Source organism: Ruegeria sp. R8_1 (genome assembly GCF_017743815.1).
GTDB classification, from domain to species: Bacteria; Pseudomonadota; Alphaproteobacteria; order Rhodobacterales; family Rhodobacteraceae; genus Ruegeria; species Ruegeria lacuscaerulensis_A.
Window position 1 is genome coordinate 398002 of record NZ_JAGHRL010000002.1, and the last position, 20797, is coordinate 418798.

The 20797-nt window shown below is 57.7% G+C and carries 23 protein-coding genes; 10 read left to right on the forward strand and 13 right to left on the reverse strand.

What is annotated here, in order from left to right; all coding sequences use genetic code 11:
- The 3 genes from J7380_RS06035 (at position 1) to J7380_RS06045 (ending at position 2050) form a co-directional block, all read left to right on the forward strand.
- A complete protein-coding gene (locus tag J7380_RS06035; protein ID WP_170352348.1) occupies positions 1–225 on the forward strand; it encodes a DUF1150 family protein in 225 nt (74 codons plus the stop codon).
- Between the two features lie 80 nt (positions 226–305).
- Positions 306–1190 carry a PhzF family phenazine biosynthesis protein gene (locus J7380_RS06040; protein ID WP_209194928.1) on the forward strand — a complete coding sequence of 295 codons (885 nt, stop codon included), beginning with the start codon at positions 306–308 and terminating at the stop codon, positions 1188–1190.
- Complete coding sequence (locus tag J7380_RS06045) at positions 1190–2050, forward strand: hypothetical protein (RefSeq protein ID WP_209194929.1); 861 nt, start codon at positions 1190–1192, stop codon at positions 2048–2050. Before J7380_RS06040 ends, J7380_RS06045 begins: the two co-directional genes overlap by 1 nt.
- Positions 2051–2101: 51 nt before the next feature.
- Here J7380_RS06045 and J7380_RS06050 read toward each other — a convergent pair whose 3' ends face one another.
- The 4 genes from J7380_RS06050 to trxB form a co-directional block, all read right to left on the reverse strand.
- On the reverse strand, positions 2102–3820 hold the full coding sequence (locus J7380_RS06050; protein WP_209194930.1) for a bifunctional sulfate adenylyltransferase/adenylylsulfate kinase: 1719 nt from the start codon (positions 3818–3820) through the stop codon (positions 2102–2104).
- A 217-nt stretch (positions 3821–4037) separates the two neighbouring features.
- Positions 4038–5708 (reverse strand): adenylate/guanylate cyclase domain-containing protein, encoded by a 1671-nt coding sequence (locus tag J7380_RS06055; RefSeq protein WP_209194931.1) that lies wholly within the window; start codon positions 5706–5708, stop codon positions 4038–4040.
- 60 nt (positions 5709–5768) lie between these two features.
- Positions 5769–6227, reverse strand: a complete 459-nt coding sequence (locus tag J7380_RS06060) for an RES family NAD+ phosphorylase (protein ID WP_209194932.1) — start codon at positions 6225–6227, stop codon at positions 5769–5771.
- A gap of 3 nt (positions 6228–6230) precedes the next feature.
- A complete protein-coding gene (gene trxB, locus J7380_RS06065) occupies positions 6231–7172 on the reverse strand; it encodes a thioredoxin-disulfide reductase (RefSeq protein ID WP_209194933.1) in 942 nt (313 codons plus the stop codon).
- A 227-nt stretch (positions 7173–7399) separates the two neighbouring features.
- Between trxB and J7380_RS06070 the strand changes: the two genes are divergently transcribed.
- Positions 7400–7900 (forward strand): Lrp/AsnC family transcriptional regulator, encoded by a 501-nt coding sequence (locus J7380_RS06070; RefSeq protein WP_170352355.1) that lies wholly within the window; start codon positions 7400–7402, stop codon positions 7898–7900.
- A gap of 116 nt (positions 7901–8016) precedes the next feature.
- Here J7380_RS06070 and J7380_RS06075 read toward each other — a convergent pair whose 3' ends face one another.
- The 6 genes from J7380_RS06075 to lgt all read right to left on the reverse strand — a co-directional run bounded on the left by J7380_RS06075 (position 8017) and on the right by lgt (position 12234).
- Positions 8017–8793 (reverse strand): Hint domain-containing protein, encoded by a 777-nt coding sequence (locus J7380_RS06075; protein ID WP_209194934.1) that lies wholly within the window; start codon positions 8791–8793, stop codon positions 8017–8019.
- 2 nt (positions 8794–8795) lie between these two features.
- On the reverse strand, positions 8796–8954 hold the full coding sequence (locus tag J7380_RS06080) for a hypothetical protein (protein WP_170352357.1): 159 nt from the start codon (positions 8952–8954) through the stop codon (positions 8796–8798).
- A gap of 173 nt (positions 8955–9127) precedes the next feature.
- Positions 9128–9256, reverse strand: a complete 129-nt coding sequence (locus tag J7380_RS20495) for a hypothetical protein (RefSeq protein ID WP_280635732.1) — start codon at positions 9254–9256, stop codon at positions 9128–9130.
- A 271-nt stretch (positions 9257–9527) separates the two neighbouring features.
- Positions 9528–10286 (reverse strand): peptidoglycan editing factor PgeF, encoded by a 759-nt coding sequence (gene pgeF, locus J7380_RS06085; protein ID WP_209194935.1) that lies wholly within the window; start codon positions 10284–10286, stop codon positions 9528–9530.
- Positions 10283–11350 (reverse strand): SAM-dependent methyltransferase, encoded by a 1068-nt coding sequence (locus J7380_RS06090; RefSeq protein WP_209195144.1) that lies wholly within the window; start codon positions 11348–11350, stop codon positions 10283–10285. The genes pgeF and J7380_RS06090 overlap by 4 nt, the downstream gene beginning before the upstream one ends.
- Entirely contained in the window at positions 11347–12234 is an 888-nt protein-coding gene (gene lgt, locus J7380_RS06095) for a prolipoprotein diacylglyceryl transferase (RefSeq protein WP_209194936.1), read from the reverse strand. Before lgt ends, J7380_RS06090 begins: the two co-directional genes overlap by 4 nt.
- Positions 12235–12331: 97 nt before the next feature.
- Between lgt and J7380_RS06100 the strand changes: the two genes are divergently transcribed.
- The 5 genes from J7380_RS06100 (at position 12332) to J7380_RS06120 (ending at position 15525) form a co-directional block, all read left to right on the forward strand.
- Positions 12332–12580 carry an accessory factor UbiK family protein gene (locus tag J7380_RS06100; RefSeq protein WP_170384762.1) on the forward strand — a complete coding sequence of 83 codons (249 nt, stop codon included), beginning with the start codon at positions 12332–12334 and terminating at the stop codon, positions 12578–12580.
- 310 nt (positions 12581–12890) lie between these two features.
- The gene (locus J7380_RS06105) at positions 12891–13391 is read left to right on the forward strand and encodes a YbjN domain-containing protein (protein ID WP_170352361.1); all 501 of its coding nucleotides are present in this window, start codon (positions 12891–12893) and stop codon (positions 13389–13391) included.
- 37 nt (positions 13392–13428) lie between these two features.
- Positions 13429–14244: a pyrroline-5-carboxylate reductase gene (gene proC / locus J7380_RS06110; protein WP_209194937.1), complete on the forward strand. Its 816-nt coding sequence runs from the start codon at positions 13429–13431 to the stop codon at positions 14242–14244.
- Positions 14237–14575: a tRNA-binding protein gene (locus tag J7380_RS06115; RefSeq protein ID WP_170352363.1), complete on the forward strand. Its 339-nt coding sequence runs from the start codon at positions 14237–14239 to the stop codon at positions 14573–14575. Before proC ends, J7380_RS06115 begins: the two co-directional genes overlap by 8 nt.
- Complete coding sequence (locus tag J7380_RS06120) at positions 14575–15525, forward strand: D-glycerate dehydrogenase (protein WP_209194938.1); 951 nt, start codon at positions 14575–14577, stop codon at positions 15523–15525. The genes J7380_RS06115 and J7380_RS06120 overlap by 1 nt, the downstream gene beginning before the upstream one ends.
- Here the strand turns inward: J7380_RS06120 and J7380_RS06125 are convergent.
- Positions 15522–16100, reverse strand: coding sequence for a thymidine kinase (locus tag J7380_RS06125; protein ID WP_209194939.1), 579 nt, complete (start codon positions 16098–16100; stop codon positions 15522–15524). The genes J7380_RS06120 and J7380_RS06125 overlap by 4 nt on opposite strands.
- A 357-nt stretch (positions 16101–16457) precedes the next feature.
- Between J7380_RS06125 and J7380_RS06130 the strand changes: the two genes are divergently transcribed.
- The gene (locus J7380_RS06130) at positions 16458–16919 is read left to right on the forward strand and encodes a hypothetical protein (protein WP_068336404.1); all 462 of its coding nucleotides are present in this window, start codon (positions 16458–16460) and stop codon (positions 16917–16919) included.
- Between the two features lie 243 nt (positions 16920–17162).
- On the opposite strand, the gene J7380_RS06135 is transcribed toward J7380_RS06130, so the two are convergent.
- Entirely contained in the window at positions 17163–18053 is an 891-nt protein-coding gene (locus tag J7380_RS06135) for a formylglycine-generating enzyme family protein (protein WP_209194940.1), read from the reverse strand.
- Between the two features lie 159 nt (positions 18054–18212).
- Positions 18213–20636, reverse strand: a complete 2424-nt coding sequence (locus J7380_RS06140) for an arylsulfatase (protein WP_209194941.1) — start codon at positions 20634–20636, stop codon at positions 18213–18215.
- Between the last annotated feature and the right edge of the window lie 161 nt (positions 20637–20797).

Sequence of the window (20797 nt, forward strand, 5' to 3'; positions counted from 1 at the left end):
ATGAATACACCGATTGAACTGAACGCCGAGGGCGACCGGATCGTCTATGTCAAAACGGTCGAAGTCGCCGATTTGCCAGAAGAAATGCGCGAGCAGGCAGGCGATCTGGATCAGATATATGCCGTCCATGATTCGGATGGGCAACGGCTGGCTTTGGTCGCCGACCGTAAGCTGGCCTTCAACCTCGCGCGCGAGCATGACTTCTCGCCGGTGGCCGTGCACTGACACGGCCCTTTGGGCGTTTTCCTCGTGACATCCGACGCTGACCGGGCGAGATATGCCCTGTAAAGCAAAGGGGCCGAGGAATGAGCTGGTTTGATTTTGACTGGGTAGATGCCTTTACCGATCGCGCTTTTGGGGGCAATGGGTGCGCAGTCGTGCATGGCGGCGCTGGTTTGTCCGATGCAATCTGCATGGCCTATGTGCAAGAGACGTCTTTGGTCGAATGCACCTTTACCGGGCCTTCTGACGTGGCTGATATCCGGGTTCGCTACTTTCTGGCCAGCCGCGAGATCCCCTTTGCCGGGCACCCAACCATTGCGACCGTGGCCGCCATGCGGTCACGCGGGATGATTGACGGCGACAGCCTGACGCTTGAGACGGGCGCGGGCCTCGTCGATATCCACCTGAACGGTGACGAGATCGAGATGACTCAGGTCGCACCGCAATTTGGCGCCGAGGTGCCGGCTGATTTGGTGGCCTCCGCGATCGGCCTGTCCGCAGATGCCATCACTTCACCGCCGCAATTCGTGTCTACCGGCTTGCCGTTCTGCATCACCGTCCTGCGTGATCACGCGGCGCTGCGGGCCGCGAAACTGGCCGAGGGACCGCTGCGTGAGGTCGCGGCCTTGGCTGGGTTCTCGGGTTCGGATATGGCCGAGCCATTTCTGGTTACGCTGCAAGGCGCGACCGAAGGCGGGGACACGTTTTCGCGCTTGTTGCTGGCGCCGCCCAGCCCGCCCGAGGACCCGTTTACCGGGTCCGCCACCGGTGCGATGGCGGCCTATCTGTGGAAGCACGGTCTGATGGAGAAAGACAGCTTTGTCGCCGAACAAGGCCATGACATGGGCCGTCCGGGTCAGGCCACCGTTACGCGTGTTGGCCCGTCGGAGGCAATGACCGGTATCAAGGTGGCCGGGTGCGGCCATGTGCTGATGCGTGGGCAGGTCAATCTGCCGGAGGGAAATTGATGTCTGAGCCCGCCATTGCGATCCTGCCCTATGGGCACCGGTTGGGGCCGAAACTGGGCTCGGTTCTCCTCAGCGATTTGATCTGGCCCGAGGGTTGCCCGGATCGTCTGACTGGCAAAACTGTCGGGGATCTTGAACGAACCGATCACCTGATCATGTATCCCAATTCCACCGTACATCTGCGGTTGCGCCGGGGTACCCGCGCGCAGATTTCGCTGATGATGGGGGAACCCTCGGCTATCCACGCAAAACACGACCGGATGCTGCGCTGGACATGGCGTCGGTTCTTTCGTGTGCTGACCTTCCATGACGTCCTGCTGCAAAGCATCCCGAATGCGGTCTTTCTGCCCTATGGCGTCACCATGGTGCCGGACTGGCAGAAGTTGCCCGCCGCAAAGACCAAATCCTGTTCGTTGATCGCCTCGGCCAAGCGCGATCTGGAAGGTCACCAATTGCGTCATGCGGTCATCGACTGGGTGCGCGAGACGGGCGCGGATGTCGATATCATGGGTCGTGGTTATATGCCGTTTGACCAGAAATCCGACGGGCTGGCCCCGTATCGCTATTCTGTGGTGATCGAGAATGTGCGGGAAAGGAATTATTTCTCGGAAAAACTGACGGATGCTATCCTGTGCGCCACTGTTCCGATCTATTGGGGCTGCCCGAATATTGGGGACTTCTTCGACACATCCGGCATGATCCTGTGCGAATCCGAGGCCGATATTCGCCGCGCCATTCAAACGGCCTCACCCGAGGACTATGCTGCGCGTCTGTCGCATCTACATGCGATCCAGCCCAAGGCGGCTGAATACGGTGATTTCGAAGCCCGCGCTGTTGCTGCCATTCGCGCCGAGCTCTGATCACAAAAAAGGCCCCCGCAGCGCGAGGGCCTGTTTCATGTGGCGGTCAGCTTAAGTCGCTGCAATCAGACCCATGCTTTCAAGCTTGAGCAGCACCTGATGGGCGCAGTTGTCGACCTCGACATTCTCGGTCTCGACGCTCAGCTCCGGGTTCTGGGGCACATCATAAGGGTCCGAGATGCCGGTGAATTCCTGGATCTTGCCTTCGCGTGCCAGCTTGTACAGGCCCTTGCGGTCACGGCGCTCACATTCTTCGATGCTGGTCGCAACATGGACTTCGCAGAAGGCACCGAATTGCTCGATCTCTTCGCGAACGGCACGACGGGTGGTGGCATAAGGCGCAATGGGCGCACAAATGGCGATGCCGCCGTTTTTGGTGATCTCGGACGCCACATAGCCGATGCGACGGATGTTCAGGTCGCGGTGTTCCTTCGAGAAACCGAGTTCCGACGACAGGTTCTTACGAACGATATCACCGTCCAGCAGCGTCACCGGGCGGCCGCCCATCTCCATCAGCTTGACCATAAGCGCGTTGGCGATAGTCGATTTGCCCGAACCTGAGAAGCCGGTGAAGAACACGGTAAAGCCCTGCTGGCTGCGCGGTGGCTTGGTCTTGCGCAGCTCGGCCACAACCTCGGGAAAGCTGAACCATTCGGGGATTTCCAGACCTTCGGCCAGACGCCGGCGCAGTTCGGTCCCCGAGATGTTCAGGATAGTGACGTTATCCTTGTCCGTGATCTCGTCATTGGGTTCATACTGGGCGCGTTCCTGCACATAGACCATGTGTTTGAAGTCGACCATCTCAACCCCGATTTCGTCCTGGAACTGGCGGAACAGGTCCTGCGCGTCATAGGGGCCATAGAAATCTTCACCGGCCGAGTTCTTGCCGGGGCCCGCGTGGTCGCGGCCCACAATGAAGTGGGTGCAGCCGTGGTTGGCGCGGATCAGCCCGTGCCAGACCGCCTCGCGGGGGCCTGCCATCCGCATGGCCAGGTTCAGCAGCGACATCGAGGTGGTCGAGGCGGGATACTTGTCCAGAACCGCCTCATAGCAGCGTACGCGGGTGAAGTGATCGACGTCGCCCGGTTTGGTCATGCCGACCACCGGGTGGATCAGCAGGTTGGCCTGTGCCTCTTTCGCGGCGCGGAAGGTCAGTTCCTGGTGTGCGCGGTGCAGCGGGTTGCGGGTTTGGAACGCAACGATGCGACGCCAGCCCAGCTTGCGGAAATAGGCGCGCAGCTCGTTCGGAGTATCCCGGCGGCCACGGAAATCATAGTGGACGGGCTGCTGGATGCCGACCACAGGTCCACCAAGATAGACCTTGCCTGCGGTGTTGTGCAGATAATTCACGGCTGGATGCGCGTCGTCATCCGCGCCGAATACCTTTTCAGCCTCGCGGGATTTGTTCGGGGTCCAGCGGTCGGTCACGGTCATGGTGCCGAGGATGACGCCTTCCTGATCGCGCAGGGCGATGTCTTGACCCAGCTCGATCGACTGGGCGAAGTCTTCGCTGACGTCCAGCGTGATGGGCATCGGCCACAGGGTACCATCGGCCAGACGCATGTTTTCAACGACGTTGTCGTAATCGGCTTCGGACAGGAAACCCTTAAGCGGGTTGAACCCACCGTTCATCAGCAGTTCAAGGTCACAGATCTGGCGCGGGCTCAGGTCCCAACTGGTCAGCTCGGCGGCTTCTACTTTCAGCTTCTGCGCCGAGTCGTAGGAGACATAGAGTTCTGGGATAGGGGCCAGATTGCTTAACATCGTCATCGGAATACTCTTGTGTAAGGGCAGTTTTGCCCGTGATTCATAGGTGTTTAAGGGGCATTTGCCCCGATGATCAGGTGAAGTCCATATACATTCATGAAACAAAGGACGATATGCGCGGTTTTCGCTCGGATTGGAAGAATTTTCCATATTCAGGTGCAAATACCGACTGTGGTTCTTCGAATTGTCGGCAATTGGGCTGGTTCTAGGCCATGTGTTCTTAAGCAGCTATCCTAAGCGCCAGTAAGGTGGCGGTCCTTACCGGTAACGCAGGAATCGGGCGGGAAACCCCCCTTAGTTTGAAAGATTGTAGCCCCGCTTGGTCACCATCGTATCCGGCCGCGCGCAGAATATCCTCTGAGACTAAAAGCTCGACGCCCAGAGTTTTGGTCTCTGCCTCTAGCCGGCTGGCAACGTTGACCGCGTCCCCGATAATGGTCCGAGTCGCTGTTCCGGCGGCACCGATTTCGCCCAGAACCAGATCACCCAGATGCAACCCCATGCCGATGCGAATATGCGAGCTGCCTTCTGCGTTGAGTTGCTTGTTGAATCGTTCCAGTGCGCGGCTGACATCGGCTGCGGCCATCAAACCGGCACGGGCGGAACTTGCGGGGTCGGCGGTTTCGAACACGGCCAAAAGACCATCGCCCATGTATTTGTCGACTATCCCACCTTCGGCAGTGATCGCAGGAACGATCGCGTCAAAAAAACGGTTCAGAAGGAAGACAATATCATAGGGCAGCTGTCCCGTTGTGCGCGACGTAAACCCACGCATGTCCAGAAACAGAACGGCAAGCTGACGTTCCTGGCCTTGGCTGGCATGGGCCCGGTTGCGCATGCCATCGGCCCGAAACATACGAAAGGCCGTAATCGGCTGGGTCGGGCGGATCTGGCACGCCAGCCGGGCGCCCTTGGGGGCTCGGACCGCGGCAAGGCTGCGGGCTTCAACTTCGCTTGGAGCCGGAAGCTCTGCCGCACCGTCCTCTACGATAACTCTACAAGTAGTGCAGCGGCCTTTGCCACCGCATAGGGCCGTATGTGGGATACCGTTGGCCTGCGATATCTCAAGCAAGGTCATGCCTTTTTCAGCGACGACTTCTGGTCCTTCGACATATGTAACGCGGACCGAATGTCTGCGCCGTAGAAGTTTGCGTCCTGCAAACACGGCCAATGAAACACCCAGGGCGATCCAGAAGGCCAATAGCGCATTGTCCTTGACGCTAAACAGAGTCTGAAATTCTTCAGGCGACGGCCAATTATAATGCTCGATATATTGGTCGCGCAGAAACGGATCGCCGAAATCGGCCCAAATCCGCCGCCCTTCTGTCAATAGTCCCGCCATCGCAAATGACGGGACGAACACGGCCAATCCGATCAGATAGGGGACTGTTTTGGGCCACCATTTGGTCAACCGCAGCCACATATGAAGACCAATGCAGCTATGCACCCAAACGACCAGCAAGAGCATGCTTTGCATCCAGATCGCCGAGCTGGGCCACATCAGCGCGATGATATACCCCATCTCGTCGTTCACGTTGAACACCTCGTGCGCGTAACGTGTGTGAACGATATGCGCGATCAGTTGCAGCGGGATCAGCAATCCCAGAACAATCTGCAATGCCATGCTCAGCGGCATTTTTAGTGTTTTGCGCTGACTGATCGAATAGAGCGCCAGACCCGAGTGAATGAACAAAGCGGCATAGAGCAAGGCGCTGCCGATGTCGTGACGGGTGACAGCGTGGCGGCCGTCTTGCATTCCGTGCAGGTAATCGGTGTGGAACAGGCCCAAGCCGATATTGATGAAGTGCAGGAATGCAAACGCGAACAGGATCAGGCCACTGCCAATCCTCAGCCGGGTTATCCACCCGCCTTGCCACAATACGCTCTTCACTTCAGGTCACCTGTGAATTCTTGCCTTGTGCCCCGAGTCTGATACGGGCGCGCGGGCGGGTCAAGAATAAGCAGGTACCCAGGTTTCTGACGGAGCATCGACGCAAATAAGCCGGGCACTGGTACGGAACAGAACCACATGGCTGAGCTGGGGCCGTGATCGAGAGCTATAGATCATGCCATCGGCACCTAACGCTCGGGCGTTGTCCGAGAATTGCCAGGTTGGCGAACGCCCGCAGGCCTTTGCAATGTCTTGCCAAACGATGGATGCTTCGGGTTGACCTCTGAGGTCGACAAGACGTGCCTCTGTGATCCTTGCACATTGCAGGATTCGCGGTGGGTCATCGCGCGATACATAGCGACGTATCGCGACTTCGGCCCCTTCGGCGCTGAGAGATGCATAAAGCGCGGTCTGACCTGCATAGTGAAAACGCCCCTCTGGCGCCCGCGCGGGGGCCAAAGGGGCGTCTGAATGTGTTCGAAACAGAATTCTCCAGACCGGGCCGGAGAATTCTATCATTGGCTAGTCCTGCTCCGCCAGGAACCGCTCGGCATCCAGCGCTGCCATGCAGCCCATACCAGCGCTGGTAACGGCCTGACGATAGATGTGGTCAGTCAAGTCACCGGCGGCGAATACGCCAGGTATGGAAGTCTCGGTCGAACCCGGCTTGGTCACGACATAGCCACCCATGTGGGTTTCAAGCGTGTCCTTGACCAGCTCGTTTGCAGGGGCGTGGCCAATGGCCACAAATACGCCCTTGCAGGGAATCTCTGAGAGTTCACCGGTTTTCACGTTCTTGACGCGCACGCCCTCAACGCCCAAAGGCGCATCGGTGCCAAGCACCTCGTCCAGCTCGTGGAACCAAAGCGGTTCAATCTTTTCGTTTTTCATCAGGCGGTCCTGCAGGATTTTCTCGGCCCGCAACTCGTCACGACGGTGGATCAGGGTGACCTTGCTGGCAAAGTTCGTCAGAAACAGAGCTTCTTCCACGGCAGTGTTGCCGCCGCCAATGACAACGATTTCCTGTCCACGATAGAAGAACCCATCGCAGGTGGCACAGGCCGAGACACCAAAGCCTTTGAACTTGTCCTCGGACGGCAGCCCAAGCCATTTTGCCCGAGCGCCAGTCGCCAGAATAACCGCATCAGCTGTATAGGTCGTTCCGCTGTCGCCTTTGGCAGTGAAGGGGCGTTTGCTGACGTCCAGATCGCTGATGATGTCCCCGATGATCTCACATCCCATTGCTTTAGCATGGTCCTGCATACGAACCATCAGGTCGGGCCCTTGAACCTCTGTGTCGCCGGGCCAGTTCTCGACCTCTGTGGTGGTGGTCAACTGACCGCCGGGTTCAATGCCTTGCACCAGGATCGGTTCCAGCATTGCGCGGCTGGCATAAACGCCCGCCGTGTATCCGGCGGGCCCCGATCCTATGATCAGAACCTTGGTGTGTTTCGTTTCGGCCATGGTACCCCCAACTCGATCTGCCTGATGCGGGCGCGTGGCCCCTTGGCGTCTGGATATAGCGACCCGATGGCGGTGCTTAAAGCCCCTTCCTGACAGAGAACTGCTATGCGTCACGCGAATGGCGCCCATAAATAGGGCGTTTAAAATAAAGAATATTGCGCTAACGCGAAAGATTATTGCGCATCTTCTAGGTGCTGATATAACAACCGAAAAATCAGGAGCATTTTATGGTCGCGACACGGCTGGATGAGATTGACCGCAAAATTCTGGCGGAATTGCAGGCAGACGGTCGTATGACCAATGTCGAACTTGCGAAACGTGTCGGCATTTCTGCGCCTCCGTGTTTGCGGCGTGTTCGTACGCTTGAGGAATCCGGCCTGATCCGCGGTTACCACGCCGAAGTGAACGCGCGAGAGCTGGGATTCGAGGTTCAGGTCTTTGCCAGCGTTGGTTTGGAAAGTCAGGCCGAGACGGAACTGAGCGCCTTCGAAGAGCGGTGCCGCGACTGGCCCTTGGTCCGCGAATGCCACATGCTGAATGGCGAGGTTGATTTCATCCTGAAATGCGTCGCCCCTGACCTTAGCAGTTTTCAGCGGTTCCTGACCGGTGATTTGCTGACCACCCCAAACGTGGCCAGTGTTAAGACATCGCTTGTGATTCGAGGCGCTAAGGACGAGCCCGGTGTGCCGTTCGATGTTCTGGAAGAACGCATGAACCGGATGGCTTGAAGCGCATCCGTTTATGTGCGGAACAACATGGCGGAAGAATCGCTGTAACGATCAGGAACAGCACCCAACCCAAAAGAATCTGCATAAAGCCCCCACTCTGCAGCACTGAAAAAAATTTACGCTGTGATCGCGTCGACCTCTCCGTCGCCAGCACGCGGCATCAGCAGCGGACCAAAATCATTCAGCGAATCGGCATGCGCGAACAGGTTCAGGTAGATCGAGCGCAAGGAATGGCTGATCATCCGAACTGCATTGACACCGGGATGATACGTCTCGAACTGCAGCCCGTCGATTTTGATCACCGAATGGCGCTTGAGACAGATATGGAACAATTCGATAGGCGTTGGCGGCAGGGTTTCGACCACGCTCATTCCGTCCTGAAATTCGTGAACCGGTGTCAGTACAGCCTCGTTCCCGTGCAAGTGGCGTAGATGAGACGGCGTGCCGACCAACCGTGCTGCGGGTCCTGCGATCACACCTGACATGGGTTTCTGCATCCCGAACGTGTCGGCCATGATGCGGGTCAGGGGCCGGGTCCGGCCACGCGAATCCTCGCGCCCGGGAACCAAAGTGACCGACCCCTTCCAAAGCACGGTCTGGGACGACCCATCTTGCGTCAGCACCGTGTCACCGGGCAGGAGATCTTCGATCGCGAGCGGGCCAGTTTCTGTTTCAATCAGCGAACCGCGTGTAAAGGCGCAGAACGCGTCTTCGAACATTGGTAAAGCCGGTGCGATATGGCGGGTCTGAGAAATATCGCCATTTGGCAGCAGCGCGCTCACTTCATAGCGCCGCAGTTGCGCCTTTGGTTTGTCCCTTGGCGCATCCCGCAGCATCGCCGATGTATCGGCGGCGTTTTTGGCCGCGCGCGAAAGCGAATGTGGAATAGGCATGTTTATTCCGTCCCTTCTATCATCCGTGCAGACAGGTTGAACCCTCCGTACAGGCCCGTCTGACCGATCTTTTTCTTTGTTTTGAATGAAAGGGCGACCTCAGGGCGAGCGTCGAACCGACGTCGCAACGTGATGGTATTCAGCACACCTTTGGTCAACATCTTGACCCCCCAGACAAACTCACAACAACGCCGGCGAAAATTACCCGCGCACACAACACCCCTGAACCTGACCGCGGAAAATACCTGCGGCAGGTCACGCATCGGGCCGGAGCACCCCTCCGATGCGCGTCTTGGCCCCGGGAACCGGCAGCTTGGTACCCTGGGCGTCACGATCAGACCCGTTCCGCCAAACGACGGGCAACCCTGACCGAGTCGCTGGAAATGCTTTTCCACGGCATTTCCGGCGTCTTTTCGTTGGTCGCCGCGACAACGGCGCTCAGAAAGCGAGATTTTACCTTCATGATCTGGTCCTGCTCCTCTGGGGTTTTTGGGCCCCATTTCCCTTTGGGATGCCAATCTGACGCCATATTGAGGCAGCGATAAGGCTGATCCGGGATCAATTCAGGACAAAATGAAGGTTAGTAGCTCCTCTTTCTTCATACTGTCTCACACTGCTGGAGCATCGGCAGATAAACACCTGAGAGCGGACAATAAAACTCAACTTGTTACGACTCAGGTAGACACAAAGAATGTGGCGAAAAAGCGGCGAAATCGCCACAATTCAGTCTAGGTCTACAATTTGATTGCAGAAATAAGGCGTCCATAGTCCGCTTCTTTGGCGTGCGTAGATCGCCGGTAGGAATAGAACCTGTCGGGATCTGAATAGGTGCAGTGCCGGGTCCATTCAGCTTGGCCTACGCCTGCCTGTCGAAGGCGATGCAAACCGTAAGCGGGAAGGTCAAATTGCAATCTGTCGCCTTCCCCATTTGCGAAGAAACGCAGGTTTTCTGGCGTTTCTGCGACGAAATCATCCAGGAACTCAGGCCCGACCTCGTATGCTTGTTGCGAAATCGACGGGCCAATCACAGCGACCGTGTTTTCGCGCTTTGCCCCCAGTTCTTCCATGGCGTCCAGCGTTGATTCGAGCACCCCGTCCAAGGCTCCGCGCCACCCTGCGTGGGCCGCGCCGATAACATTTGCGTGGGTGTCGGCAAAAAGAACAGGCTGGCAATCCGCTGTAAGTATGGTCAGGGCCAAGCCCGGAGTGGCTGTGACCACTGCGTCCGCGCGTGGACGCTCGCCGTTCATCGGAGCGTCAACCTTAACCACGGTCGGAGAATGCACCTGGTGTACGCCAATAAGCGCCTCGGGCTCGACTTCCATCGCCCGGGCTACACGCGCCCGGTTGATCGAAACAACCTCGGTCTGGTCTGACGAGCCGTAGCCGCAATTCAAGCCGGAAAACACCCCTGATGACGCTCCGCCACGGCGGCTGAAAAAGCCGTGGCGTACGTCTGACAGCATGTCCGAGGTCAGTATTTCCAGTGTCATGGTTCCAGTCCCGGTGGAGGTGCCGCGTAAGAGGGGTAGAGCCCCAGTATTTTGAACAGGTTTCCCATTTCATCGGGATGCGTCAACCTGCGATGTGCGGCGATAAGCGCATCAAGCTCGGATCCGCCGAGTTGTTTGGCCAAAGCCTGCGCGCGGGCAGTAATCCCAAGCCGTTCCAGAAACACGCCCTGGGGGGTCAGGCGGGAATGGGCGCAACCGGCGGCACGTGCTGCCAGTGCAAGCGGCTCGAAATCCACATGCGCGGTCAGATCGGCCTGGCCAGGCGTATCCAGCGGATCTGCGCGGTCATGCGCGCGTAGGGCTTGAAACGTGTCTCCCAGCGAATGCCAGTCTCCGTAATCCACGATCAGACCGGCACCGCCGTGGCTGGCGATTCGACCTGCGATGACGGTCAGGATGGGGATTGCCGCCGCGCAAAGTTCGACCAAATCACCATCTTTCGTGTCCTGCAATCGATCCGTCAGAGCGACCTGATCCGCCTGAGCCCCTAGCCCGAAGGTCAGCGATTCGCCCTCGGCCCCGATCAGGCGCTCGCGCCATGCAGGGCCATCCCGCAGGAACTGGCGGATGGGCAGGGCGTCAAAGAACTCGTTGGCGACCATAAACAAGGGCGCGTCGGGCAGCTCGGTGAGCGTTGTGATCCAGCGCGGCGCAAAATCCTTCAACGTTTCTGCCTGAATGTCGCGCAGGGTCGGTGAGGCTTCGAACAGCACGATTTCAGCCGCATCATGGAAGCCATGAACCCCGCGCGTTGCCCGCAGAATGTCCGCCATCAGTGTTCCGCGCCCCGGCCCAAGCTCGGCCAGAACGAAGTGATCAGGGTGGCCCTGATCCATCCAGCTTTGCGCCAGACTTAGGCCGATTAATTCACCGAACATCTGACTGATCTCGGGCGCGGTGACGAAATCGCCCTGCGCGCCCAAAGGATCGCGGGTGGTGTAATAGCCATATGTCGGATGCAGCAGGCATTCGGTCATGTAGTCGGCCACGGTCATCGGGCCGTCTTGCGCGATGCGCTCCAGCAGATGGTTGGTCAGGTTCATCGCGCGTGTCGCGCCCGCAGGGCGAACCATAGGCCAAGCGCGATCATGGGCAGCGACAAGAGCTGTCCCATGGTCAGGCCATATCCACCAATTTGCCACGCCAGACCCAGAGGGTTCCCGGCCGAGATGAACTGTGCGTCCGGCTGCCGAAAGAACTCAACGATGAAACGGGACGCGCCATACCCGGCCAGAAACACACCCATGACCAGTCCGGGTTTGCGCAGCGCGCCCTTGCGGTAGACCAGCCACAGCAGCGCGGCCCCTAGTAGCAGGCCCTCCAGCGCGGCCTCGTAAAGCTGCGAGGGGTGGCGTGCGCACATGCCCACCAGTACGCCGGGGCAGTCTTGCGCTGCAGGGCCGGGGAAGATCACCGCCCATGGCACCTCGCTGGGGCGGCCCCAAAGCTCGGCGTTGATGAAGTTGGCCAATCGTCCCAGTAGCAGCCCCGGCGGAACAGCGTGGGCAATGAGATCAGCCAGCGGCAGAACCGATATCTGGTGACGGCGCGCATAGATGTACGAGGCTACAATCACCCCCAGCAGACCGCCGTGAAATGCCATGCCACCCTGCCAGACTTTCAAAATGTCCGCCGGGTTCGCAAGGTAATAGGCGGGCTGATAAAACAGCACGAAGCCCAGCCGGCCGCCCAGAATCACCCCAAGGATGATCCAGGTGATCAGATCCTCAAGCTGCTGGGGTTTCATCGGCGGTTTGTTATCTGCCCAAAGCGCGGGGCGTTTCAGCGCCGCTGCCCCAAGCCTCCACGCGATCAGGATGCCCGCGATATAAGCCAGCGCGTACCAACGCAGGGCGAATTCCATCCCGAACAGCGAGATCGAGAACAATTCGGGCGAAAGATCGGGGAAATTCAGAACAGCCTGCATGTGCGTCTCATTGCCCGTGCTTTGCAGGGCAAGTCAACCTTGAGCCTGACGCAAAGTTTACCCATATAGATAACAACCGCGATTTCGGAGAAAAACCATGCAGACCCGCAACAAGATCCTCGATGATGTATCCCAACTGATGACCAACGCCATGGGCGTGGCGCAGGGCGCGCGGGAAGAGGCCGAGAATGCGATGAAGTCGATGATCGACCGCTGGCTGGCCGACCGCGATTTCGTCACCCGCGAAGAGTTTGATGCCGTCCGCGCCATGGCGCAAAAGGCGCGCGAAGAAAACGCCGCGCTGGAAGAGCGTATCGCCGCGCTTGAGGCGAAGCTGGACAAATAGAGCCCAATATTAAGATTCGAAGTCAGGAAAAGCACCGCGCAATCCGATACCGGTTTGTGCGGTGTTGTGCATTTTGCTGTCTTGCGGAATTTAATCAAGACAAAGCTGCCTGTCGCGCCAATATTTTGACCTCCGTTGCTATTCGTCCACAACTTATTGCTGTTATCCCCAATAAATAGGGTTGCCAGATGGGTGCGCGCGGCGCACCATATTTAGTACAGGCACATGGGGAAAGCCCGGCTTGTAGAGCAGGCAACTAGCGCTGGGGCGCTGCCAGCCCCAAATTGCTAGAGATAAGTGAGGTGGCATTATGGCCCTATCCGAGCAGTTTCTCGAAGAAGACCTTCATCCGATTGATATTGTTGAACACCTGGCCGAACATCACGACTGGGATTTTGATCGCATCGGCGATGATCAGATCGCCATGGCTGTCGAAGGACAGTGGCGCACCTATTCCATCACTCTGGCCTGGTCGAACTATGACGAAACCCTGCGCATGGTGTGCTCGTTCGAAATGGACCCGCCATCCGAGCGGGAAAGCGAATTGTACGAGCTGCTGAACAAGATGAACGATCAGTGCTGGGCCGGGGCGTTTACCTATTGGGCCAACCAAAAGCTGATGGTCTATCGCTATGGTCTGGTTCTGGCGGGTGGTCAGACGGCCAGCCCGGAACAGATCGACACGATGATCACTGCGGCTGTCCTGAGCGCTGAACGCTATTACCCGGCGATCCAACTGGTCACATGGGGTAATCGTGATCCCGAAGATGCGATGCAAGTCGCCATTGCAGAGGCTTACGGCCGCGCGTAAAGCTTTGCCCCAAGCCAGATAATGGGGAGGGGCAATCATGGACATGTCGCGCGTCGCGGAACAGGGGCTTGTGCTTCTGGGATGCGGAAAGATGGGATCGGCCATGCTGGCGGGCTGGCTAGAGCATGGCTTACCAGCATCGTCAGTCTGGGTCGTGGATCCGCACCCCTCGGACTGGTTGAAAGCACAAGGCGTCAATATCAACACAGCATTGCCCGAAGCCCCAGCCGTGGTGCTTGTGGCCGTCAAACCGCAGATGATGGGCGAAGCATTGCCCGCGATCAAAGCGCTGGGCGGGGGTGGAAGCCTGTTCGTCTCGGTCGCTGCGGGGACGTCGATTTCCACATTTGAATCTGTGTTGGGCGCGGGCACGCCGATCGTACGAGCGATGCCGAATACGCCTGCAGCAATCCGGCAGGGCATCACGGCGCTGATCGGCAACGTACAGGCCTCCGAGGACGACGTGACCCTGGCCGAAAACCTGCTATCCGCGATTGGTGAGACTGTCCGGCTGGCGGATGAGGCGCAGATGGACGCGGTGACTGGCCTAAGCGGATCGGGTCCGGCCTATGTGTTCCACCTGATCGAAACGCTGGCCGCTGCAGGGCAGGCGCAGGGCTTGCCGCATGAACTGGCGATGAAACTGGCGAAGTCCACCGTGGCCGGGGCAGGGGCGCTGGCGATGGCGGCGGATGAAGACCCCGCGCAGCTGCGAGTCAATGTGACCTCGCCCAATGGCACCACGCAGGCCGCGCTTGAGGTGCTGATGCACGAAGAACAGGGTTTCCCCGACCTGTTGCACCGCGCCGTCAAAGCCGCCACCGACCGATCCAAGGAGCTGTCCCGTGAGTGAGATTTCCTTCGACGATTTTCTCAAAGTCGATATCCGCGTGGGTGAAGTGATCCGCGCCGAGCCGTACCCCGAGGCCCGCAAGCCGGCGATCAAGATGTGGATCGACTTCGGCGATGAGATCGGCGAGCGAAAGACGTCGGCCCAGATCACCGCGCATTACGATCCGGCTACGCTGGTGGGCAAGCAAGTTATGGCCGTGGTGAATTTCCCGCCGCGCCAGATCGGCAAGTTCATGTCCGAGGTGCTGGTTCTGGGTCTGCCCGACGAAAATGGCGAGATCGTTCTGATCGGACCGGATGGAGAGGTTCCGACCGGTGGGAGGATGCACTGATGAAACTATTGATTACACGCCCCATGACCAACGCCGTAATGGAGCGCGCACGGACGGAGTTCGATGCGGAGATTCGCAAAGAAACGTCGCCACTGACACCGGATGAGATGCGGCGGGCCTTGACGGAATTCGACGTGGTAATGCCAACGCTTGGCGATCTTTTTTCGGCGCAGGTATTCGCGGATGTGTCCGATCCGCGCTGCAAACTGCTGGCTAATTTCGGCGTCGGCTACAACCATATTGACGTGGACGCGGCCAGCGCGTCAGGCATTGCGGTCACCAATACGCCGGGTGCCGTTACGGACGCCACAGCCGATATCGCCATGACTTTGTTGCTGACTACCGCGCGCCGTGTCGGGGAAGGAGAACGCATCGTCAGGGCGGGGGGCTGGCATGGCTGGCATCCCGCGCAAATGCTTGGCCATCACGTCACCGGCAAGCGGGTGGGTATCGTTGGCATGGGTCGGATCGGACAGGCCATTGCCCGGCGCTGTCACTTTGGGTTTTCCATGCAGGTTGCCTATCAGTCGCGTAGCGCGAAGGAATTGGAATTCCCGGCAGAGTTCGTACCCGATCTATCCACTTTGGCTGCGTCGGTCGATTTTCTGGTGCTGGCCGTCCCCGGTGGAGCGGAAACTCAACATCTGATCAATGCGCCGGTCCTTGAGGCGATGAACCCCAATGCCTTACTGATCAATATCGCCCGCGGAGAAGTCGTGGACGAGGCTGCCCTGATCGCAGCCCTTCAGTCTGGGCAGATCGCAGGGGCGGGGCTGGATGTATACGAATTCGAACCCAAGGTTCCGCAGGCGCTGATCGACATGGAAAACGTGACCCTGTCCCCGCATCTGGGTACCGCCACTGAAGAGGTGCGCACCGATATGGGTTACCTGGCGCTGGACAATGTTGCGGCCTTTATCGCAGGCCGGGCGCTGCTGACGCCGGTTTAACCGCCCATCGCCTTGCGCCAGTGTCGGCGGCAGAGCGAGACATAGGTTTCGTTCCCGCCGATCTGAACCTGTGCTCCTTCGGTGATCGTATTTCCGTGCGCGTCCTGACGGATGACCATTGTGGCCTTGCGCCCACATTCGCATATCGTTCGAACTTCGCGCATCTCATCCGCCAGGGCCAAGAGGGCTGCAGAGCCGGGAAACAGCTGTCCCTGAAAATCTACGCGTAACCCATAGGCAAGAACCGGTACATTCAGATCATCCACGGCACTGGCCAGCTGCCAGACCTGATCGCGGGTCAGAAACTGTGCCTCGTCCACAAACACGCAGGCCACCTTACTCTGCGCCAGACGGTTCTCGATCATGTCGAACACATTGTCTTCTGCCCCGAACGTGTCGGCATCTGCAGATATGCCAATGCGCGAGGCGATCTTGCCCACGCCCGCGCGACCGTCAAGCTGTGCGGTCATAAGATAGGTGTCCATGCCGCGTTCACGATAGTTGTGCGAGGCCTGCAACAACACGGTCGATTTACCCGCGTTCATGGTTGAATAGTTGAAGTACAGTTTTGCCATGTGCCCGGGTCTAAAACGCCTGATCCGCATGGGCAAGTAACCAAATTCTACGAAATAAGCGACGTCGCAGTTGTCGTTGCAAGGGTCGAGCGAAAGCTCATTGGGGATGGATACCCCTACGTCAACAACAGCGACGCCGTCGGCCATCATGTGGCCAAAACACAGCAAGACCCGAAAACCGCCTTGCAAACACTCATTACCGGCTGGAAACGCCGCCACTCACTCACAAAATCCCTGCATATCTGAGGGATAGTCAATTTATGGCATTTCAATTATGACTCGAGTATGGGAAATTTCCTTACCCTTTCCCCCATAGTGGCAGATGTCGTGGGAAAGCCAGGCAGTAAAGGTTGAAACATGGCAGATATCGGGGCTTATCTGAAAAAACACACTGAGGCGTTGGTAAAAGACGTCGGCATTGAATCGGCCTGCGAGATTACAGGCAAGTCCAAGGCAACATTGGGTCGGTACTACTCGGACAACGCGGAACATGCGGACCGTTTTATGCCAGTCGATGCGGTTGCTCGGCTCGAGGCCGTCTCGAACTTTCCGCATGTGACCTCGGCCCTGGCGGATCTTAAGAATATCACGCTGTCCTATGATGGCCGTAATACGGATACCCCCAGGACCGGAGGTGTGAATTCGGATGTCATCGCCCTAAGCCAAAGGTTTGCAATGCTGATGACCGAATATCAGGCTGCTATTGAGGACGGCATCATCACCGTCAACGAGGCCAAGCGTCTGTTGAAGGAGACCAGCTTGTTGCAACAGGTCCTGATCGAGATGAAGCTGCATCTGGAAGAGGAAAGCGTGAGCTAGGACTAAGCGCCAACCTTCTGGTTGCGGATACCTTCTGACACGGGATTCAAAGGTCTGAATTGCGGGACGGAGCTGCCGTTTGGGTGCGGCGTCGCAAAGTCCGCTTTGTTCGCTTGGCGCCAGTAGCTAAGAGCTCCCCAGACGCGAAACGTTCAGGTAGTTAATGTAAGGAATGACCTTTGTTCTTTTGGCGTAGTTGCAGAGCAATTGGTACAAATCCAATAGCCGCTGGAAACCCTTTTGCTACTGAACATTCTTAGCAAGCCGAAATCCGGTGTGGTTAGATCCAAGGCCGCGTTCAAAGGGTTGTCTTGCGGTTGGTCTATAGCGCATGCAGAAGGCCGGGGCGCAAAGCCAAGAACCTCCCTTTACCACCCGCTGGGCTCCTATTTCAGGATGAGAGAAACGCGCAGCGAGTGCTTCGGGGGGGCCATGAGGGTCGGTTTCCGAGACGTTCGGATGCGTTGGCACCCACCAATCTGCCACATGCTCCCAAACATTGCCGACCATGTCGTGAATTCCGTACCCGTTGGGCACAAAACTGGCGACCGGTGACGTTCCGTGATGTCCATCGGCAGCCATGTCAGTCGAAGGAAACTCACCCTGCCAAGTGTTCGCCTTCCAGCCGGAAACCGGGTCATAGGGCTCGTCCCAGATTGCACTGTCACCTAGGCCGCCACGCGCGGCCAACTCCCATTCAGCTTCGGTCGGCAAACGACCTCCGGCCCAAACCGCATAGGCTTCGGCGTCCTCCGGGGAAACCTGTACGACAGGGTGGTCATCGCGCCCCTTGATTGTACTTCCCGGCCCCTCGGGTGCGCGCCAGTTTGCACCGGCAACCCAACGCCACCATTTATTTGGATTGTCTAGATCAACTGGCTCAGCCGGTTGGGCGAACACCATTGAGCCGGGTTCAAGCAATTCCGGCGGCCAACCGGGGCGTTCTTCCGGCTTTAACCCACGCTCAGCCGTCGTGACATAACCCGTTGCATCGACAAATGCGCCGAATTCCGCGTTTGTGACTTCGGTCTTGCCGATGAAGAATGTGCTGACAGTCACTGGACGTATGGGACCTTCTTCGCGGTAATGCGATTGCGATCCCATATTAAATGTCTGCCCTTCAATTCGTATCATATCCGCCGCCGAAGCAGCGGATATGACGTTCATTACACACAAGAAGACAGCGGCACGGACGACCCATTTCTGAGGTCTTTTTTCAGGTAAGCAGTTCAGGATCATACCATCACCGACTGTCGTGTCGCTCTGCTCATGTGGTGTTTCCCAGCTGCAGATTTACTGACGCTTCAGCATACGCTGAGCCGCCGCTTCAAGGCTTTCGTAGCTTTCACCCGATACGGACACGGCGACCTCGCGGATGGTGCCACCTTCGAATTCACCGGGAGTGGTATACAGCTTGCTGACCGCGTCGCCGCTGTCATAGCCGATGCACAAACCGTCGCCTGAAAGCGTGAACTTACCTGACTGGGTTCGCATATCGCCGGAAGCGACCTCTTGATCGTTAACATAAAGCTTCATCGATCCCAGCACTTCACCGTTGTCGCCCGTCCCGGTTGCGTCGAACTCCATCCCCAGCGTGTAGCTGCCGGGTTCAAGTTCCACATCCGATTCAAACGTCTGTTCGGGCTGAATGCCGAGGAAGTTGTAGGTATAGTAAAGCTTTTTGTCTTTGATCAGCAAAGCATGACCGCCAAAGCGCGACCCGTGCGCAAAGATGACGCCATTGGCATCCTCTTCCACATCGACATTGGCCAGGATCTTGTAGTCCCGCCCCCGCACGTTGACCGCAACACCTTCGGGCACGCAGGTCGTGTTCGGGTAGTAGAGATATGTGTCACGCGCCGGTTCAGCGGAGGGACGTTCAATTCCGATGATCTCAACAGCACTGCGGTCATCCAGCGGCAGAACGTTGTTCTTCGCTGCCTCATCGAACCAGACCTGTATCAATTCCTGAAGCTTTTCGGGCTCCTGTTCCGCCAGATTGTTCGATTCCGAGCGATCAACGTCGACGTGATACAGTTCCCATTCATCCTGATCGAAGTTGCTTGTCCCCGTCAGCGGCGCGTGAACGGCCACGGCTTTCCAGCCATCCTTCCAGATGCCTCGGGTTCCCAACATGGTGTAATACTGCACCTCTTTCTGCGTAGGATCGTTCGGTTCTGCGTCAAAGGTGTAGGCCATCGACACACCAGACAGTGGGTACTGTTCCACGCCATTGGCCTCGGTCGGCATTTCCAGACCTGTGATCTCAAGAATGGTCGGAACGATATCAACCGAATGGTGATACTGGTGTCGGATTTCGCCGCCATCCTTGATGCCCGCAGGCCAGGACATGACCAGAGGGTCATTGGTGCCGCCGGCATAGTTCGAATAGCGCTTGAACATCTTGAACGGGGCAGAGAATGCTGCGGCCCAGCCGGTCGGATAGTGGTTATAAGTATCCGGACCACCAAGCGTATCAAGGTACTTCATATTCTCTTCCAGCTCATCGGGGAAGCCGTTGAAGAACTTGTTCTCGTTCACCGACCCGTTCGGAGAACCTTCGCCCGATGCCCCGTTGTCAGCGGCATAGATGATCAGCGTATTCTCGTATTGTCCGGTTTCTTTCAGGTGTTCGACGATGCGGCCCACTTGGCTGTCGGTGTATTCCGAAAAGCCCGCATAGACTTCAGCCATGCGCGTGAACAGCTGCTTCTCGTCATCATTCAGGCTATCCCACGGGCGTACCAAGTCGTCGGGATTGGCGATGCCATCCGGCAGGAAGTTCAACTCGGTGTTGACCGTTCCCTCAGGCGCGATCCCTTTTTCGATCATCGCCTGAGTGATCTCCTCGCGGTATACGTCGTAGCCTTCGTCAAAAACACCCTTGTACTTGTCCGCCCATTCCGCGCCTGCGTGATGCGGCGCGTGATTGGCGCCGGGGTTGAACCACATGTACCAAGGTTTCGACGGGTTAGTCGCCTTCTGATCGCGCAACATCTGGATCGCCTGATCAGCCAAATCCTTGGACAGGTGATACCCATCTTCGGGGCCATAGGGTTGTTCGATGAACCGGTTGTCCTCGACCAGATCGGGGTACCACTGGTTGGTTTCACCGCCCAGGAATCCATAGAAGCGATCAAAACCCTGATTGAGCGGCCACTCCGTTCGGCTGGCCCCGGATGCCACATCCTGTTCAGGGACGTTGTGGTTTTTACCGATCCAGAACGTGCTGTACCCGTTGGCCTGAAGCACTTCAGCGACGGTTGTTACTTGCGGGGGCAGTCGGCCGCTGGCGCCGGGGAAGCCATCGGCCGTTTCCGTGATCGCAGCCATACCATTCAGGTGATGGTTGCGGCCTGTCAATAGCGTCGAACGCGTAGGAGAGCACAAGGCGGTCGTGTGCCATTGTGTGAATGTCAGACCTTCGGCTGCAAGGGAATCCATCGTCGGCATATTGATTTTGCCACCGTAAGGAGACCACGCACCAAGTCCTGTATCGTCATAAAGCACAAACAGGATGTTAGGTGAGCCTTCAGGCGCTGCTTTTGGCGTGAACGGCGTCCAATCCGATTCAGAGTCGCGCACGTCCAGTTCAATCTTGCCGTTGAAACCGGGATAGCCCAAAGGTTCCTTCATTTCGGGCGCATCTTGGGCCATCGCGACTGACGACGACACCGCAAGAACTGTACCAATTGTGAATATGTGATAGATTTTCATCCAACGCTCCTATTTTGAGGAATTTTTCTTATTGTTGTTCATCAAGTCACCCCTCATGCCGTGGCGCAGTATTGGCTGGTCCTTTTTCGTTTTGAATTGGGCTGCTAATAACATGATGATTGCATATGGCGCGAATATCTGTGTGTGTTTAGGGAAAAATG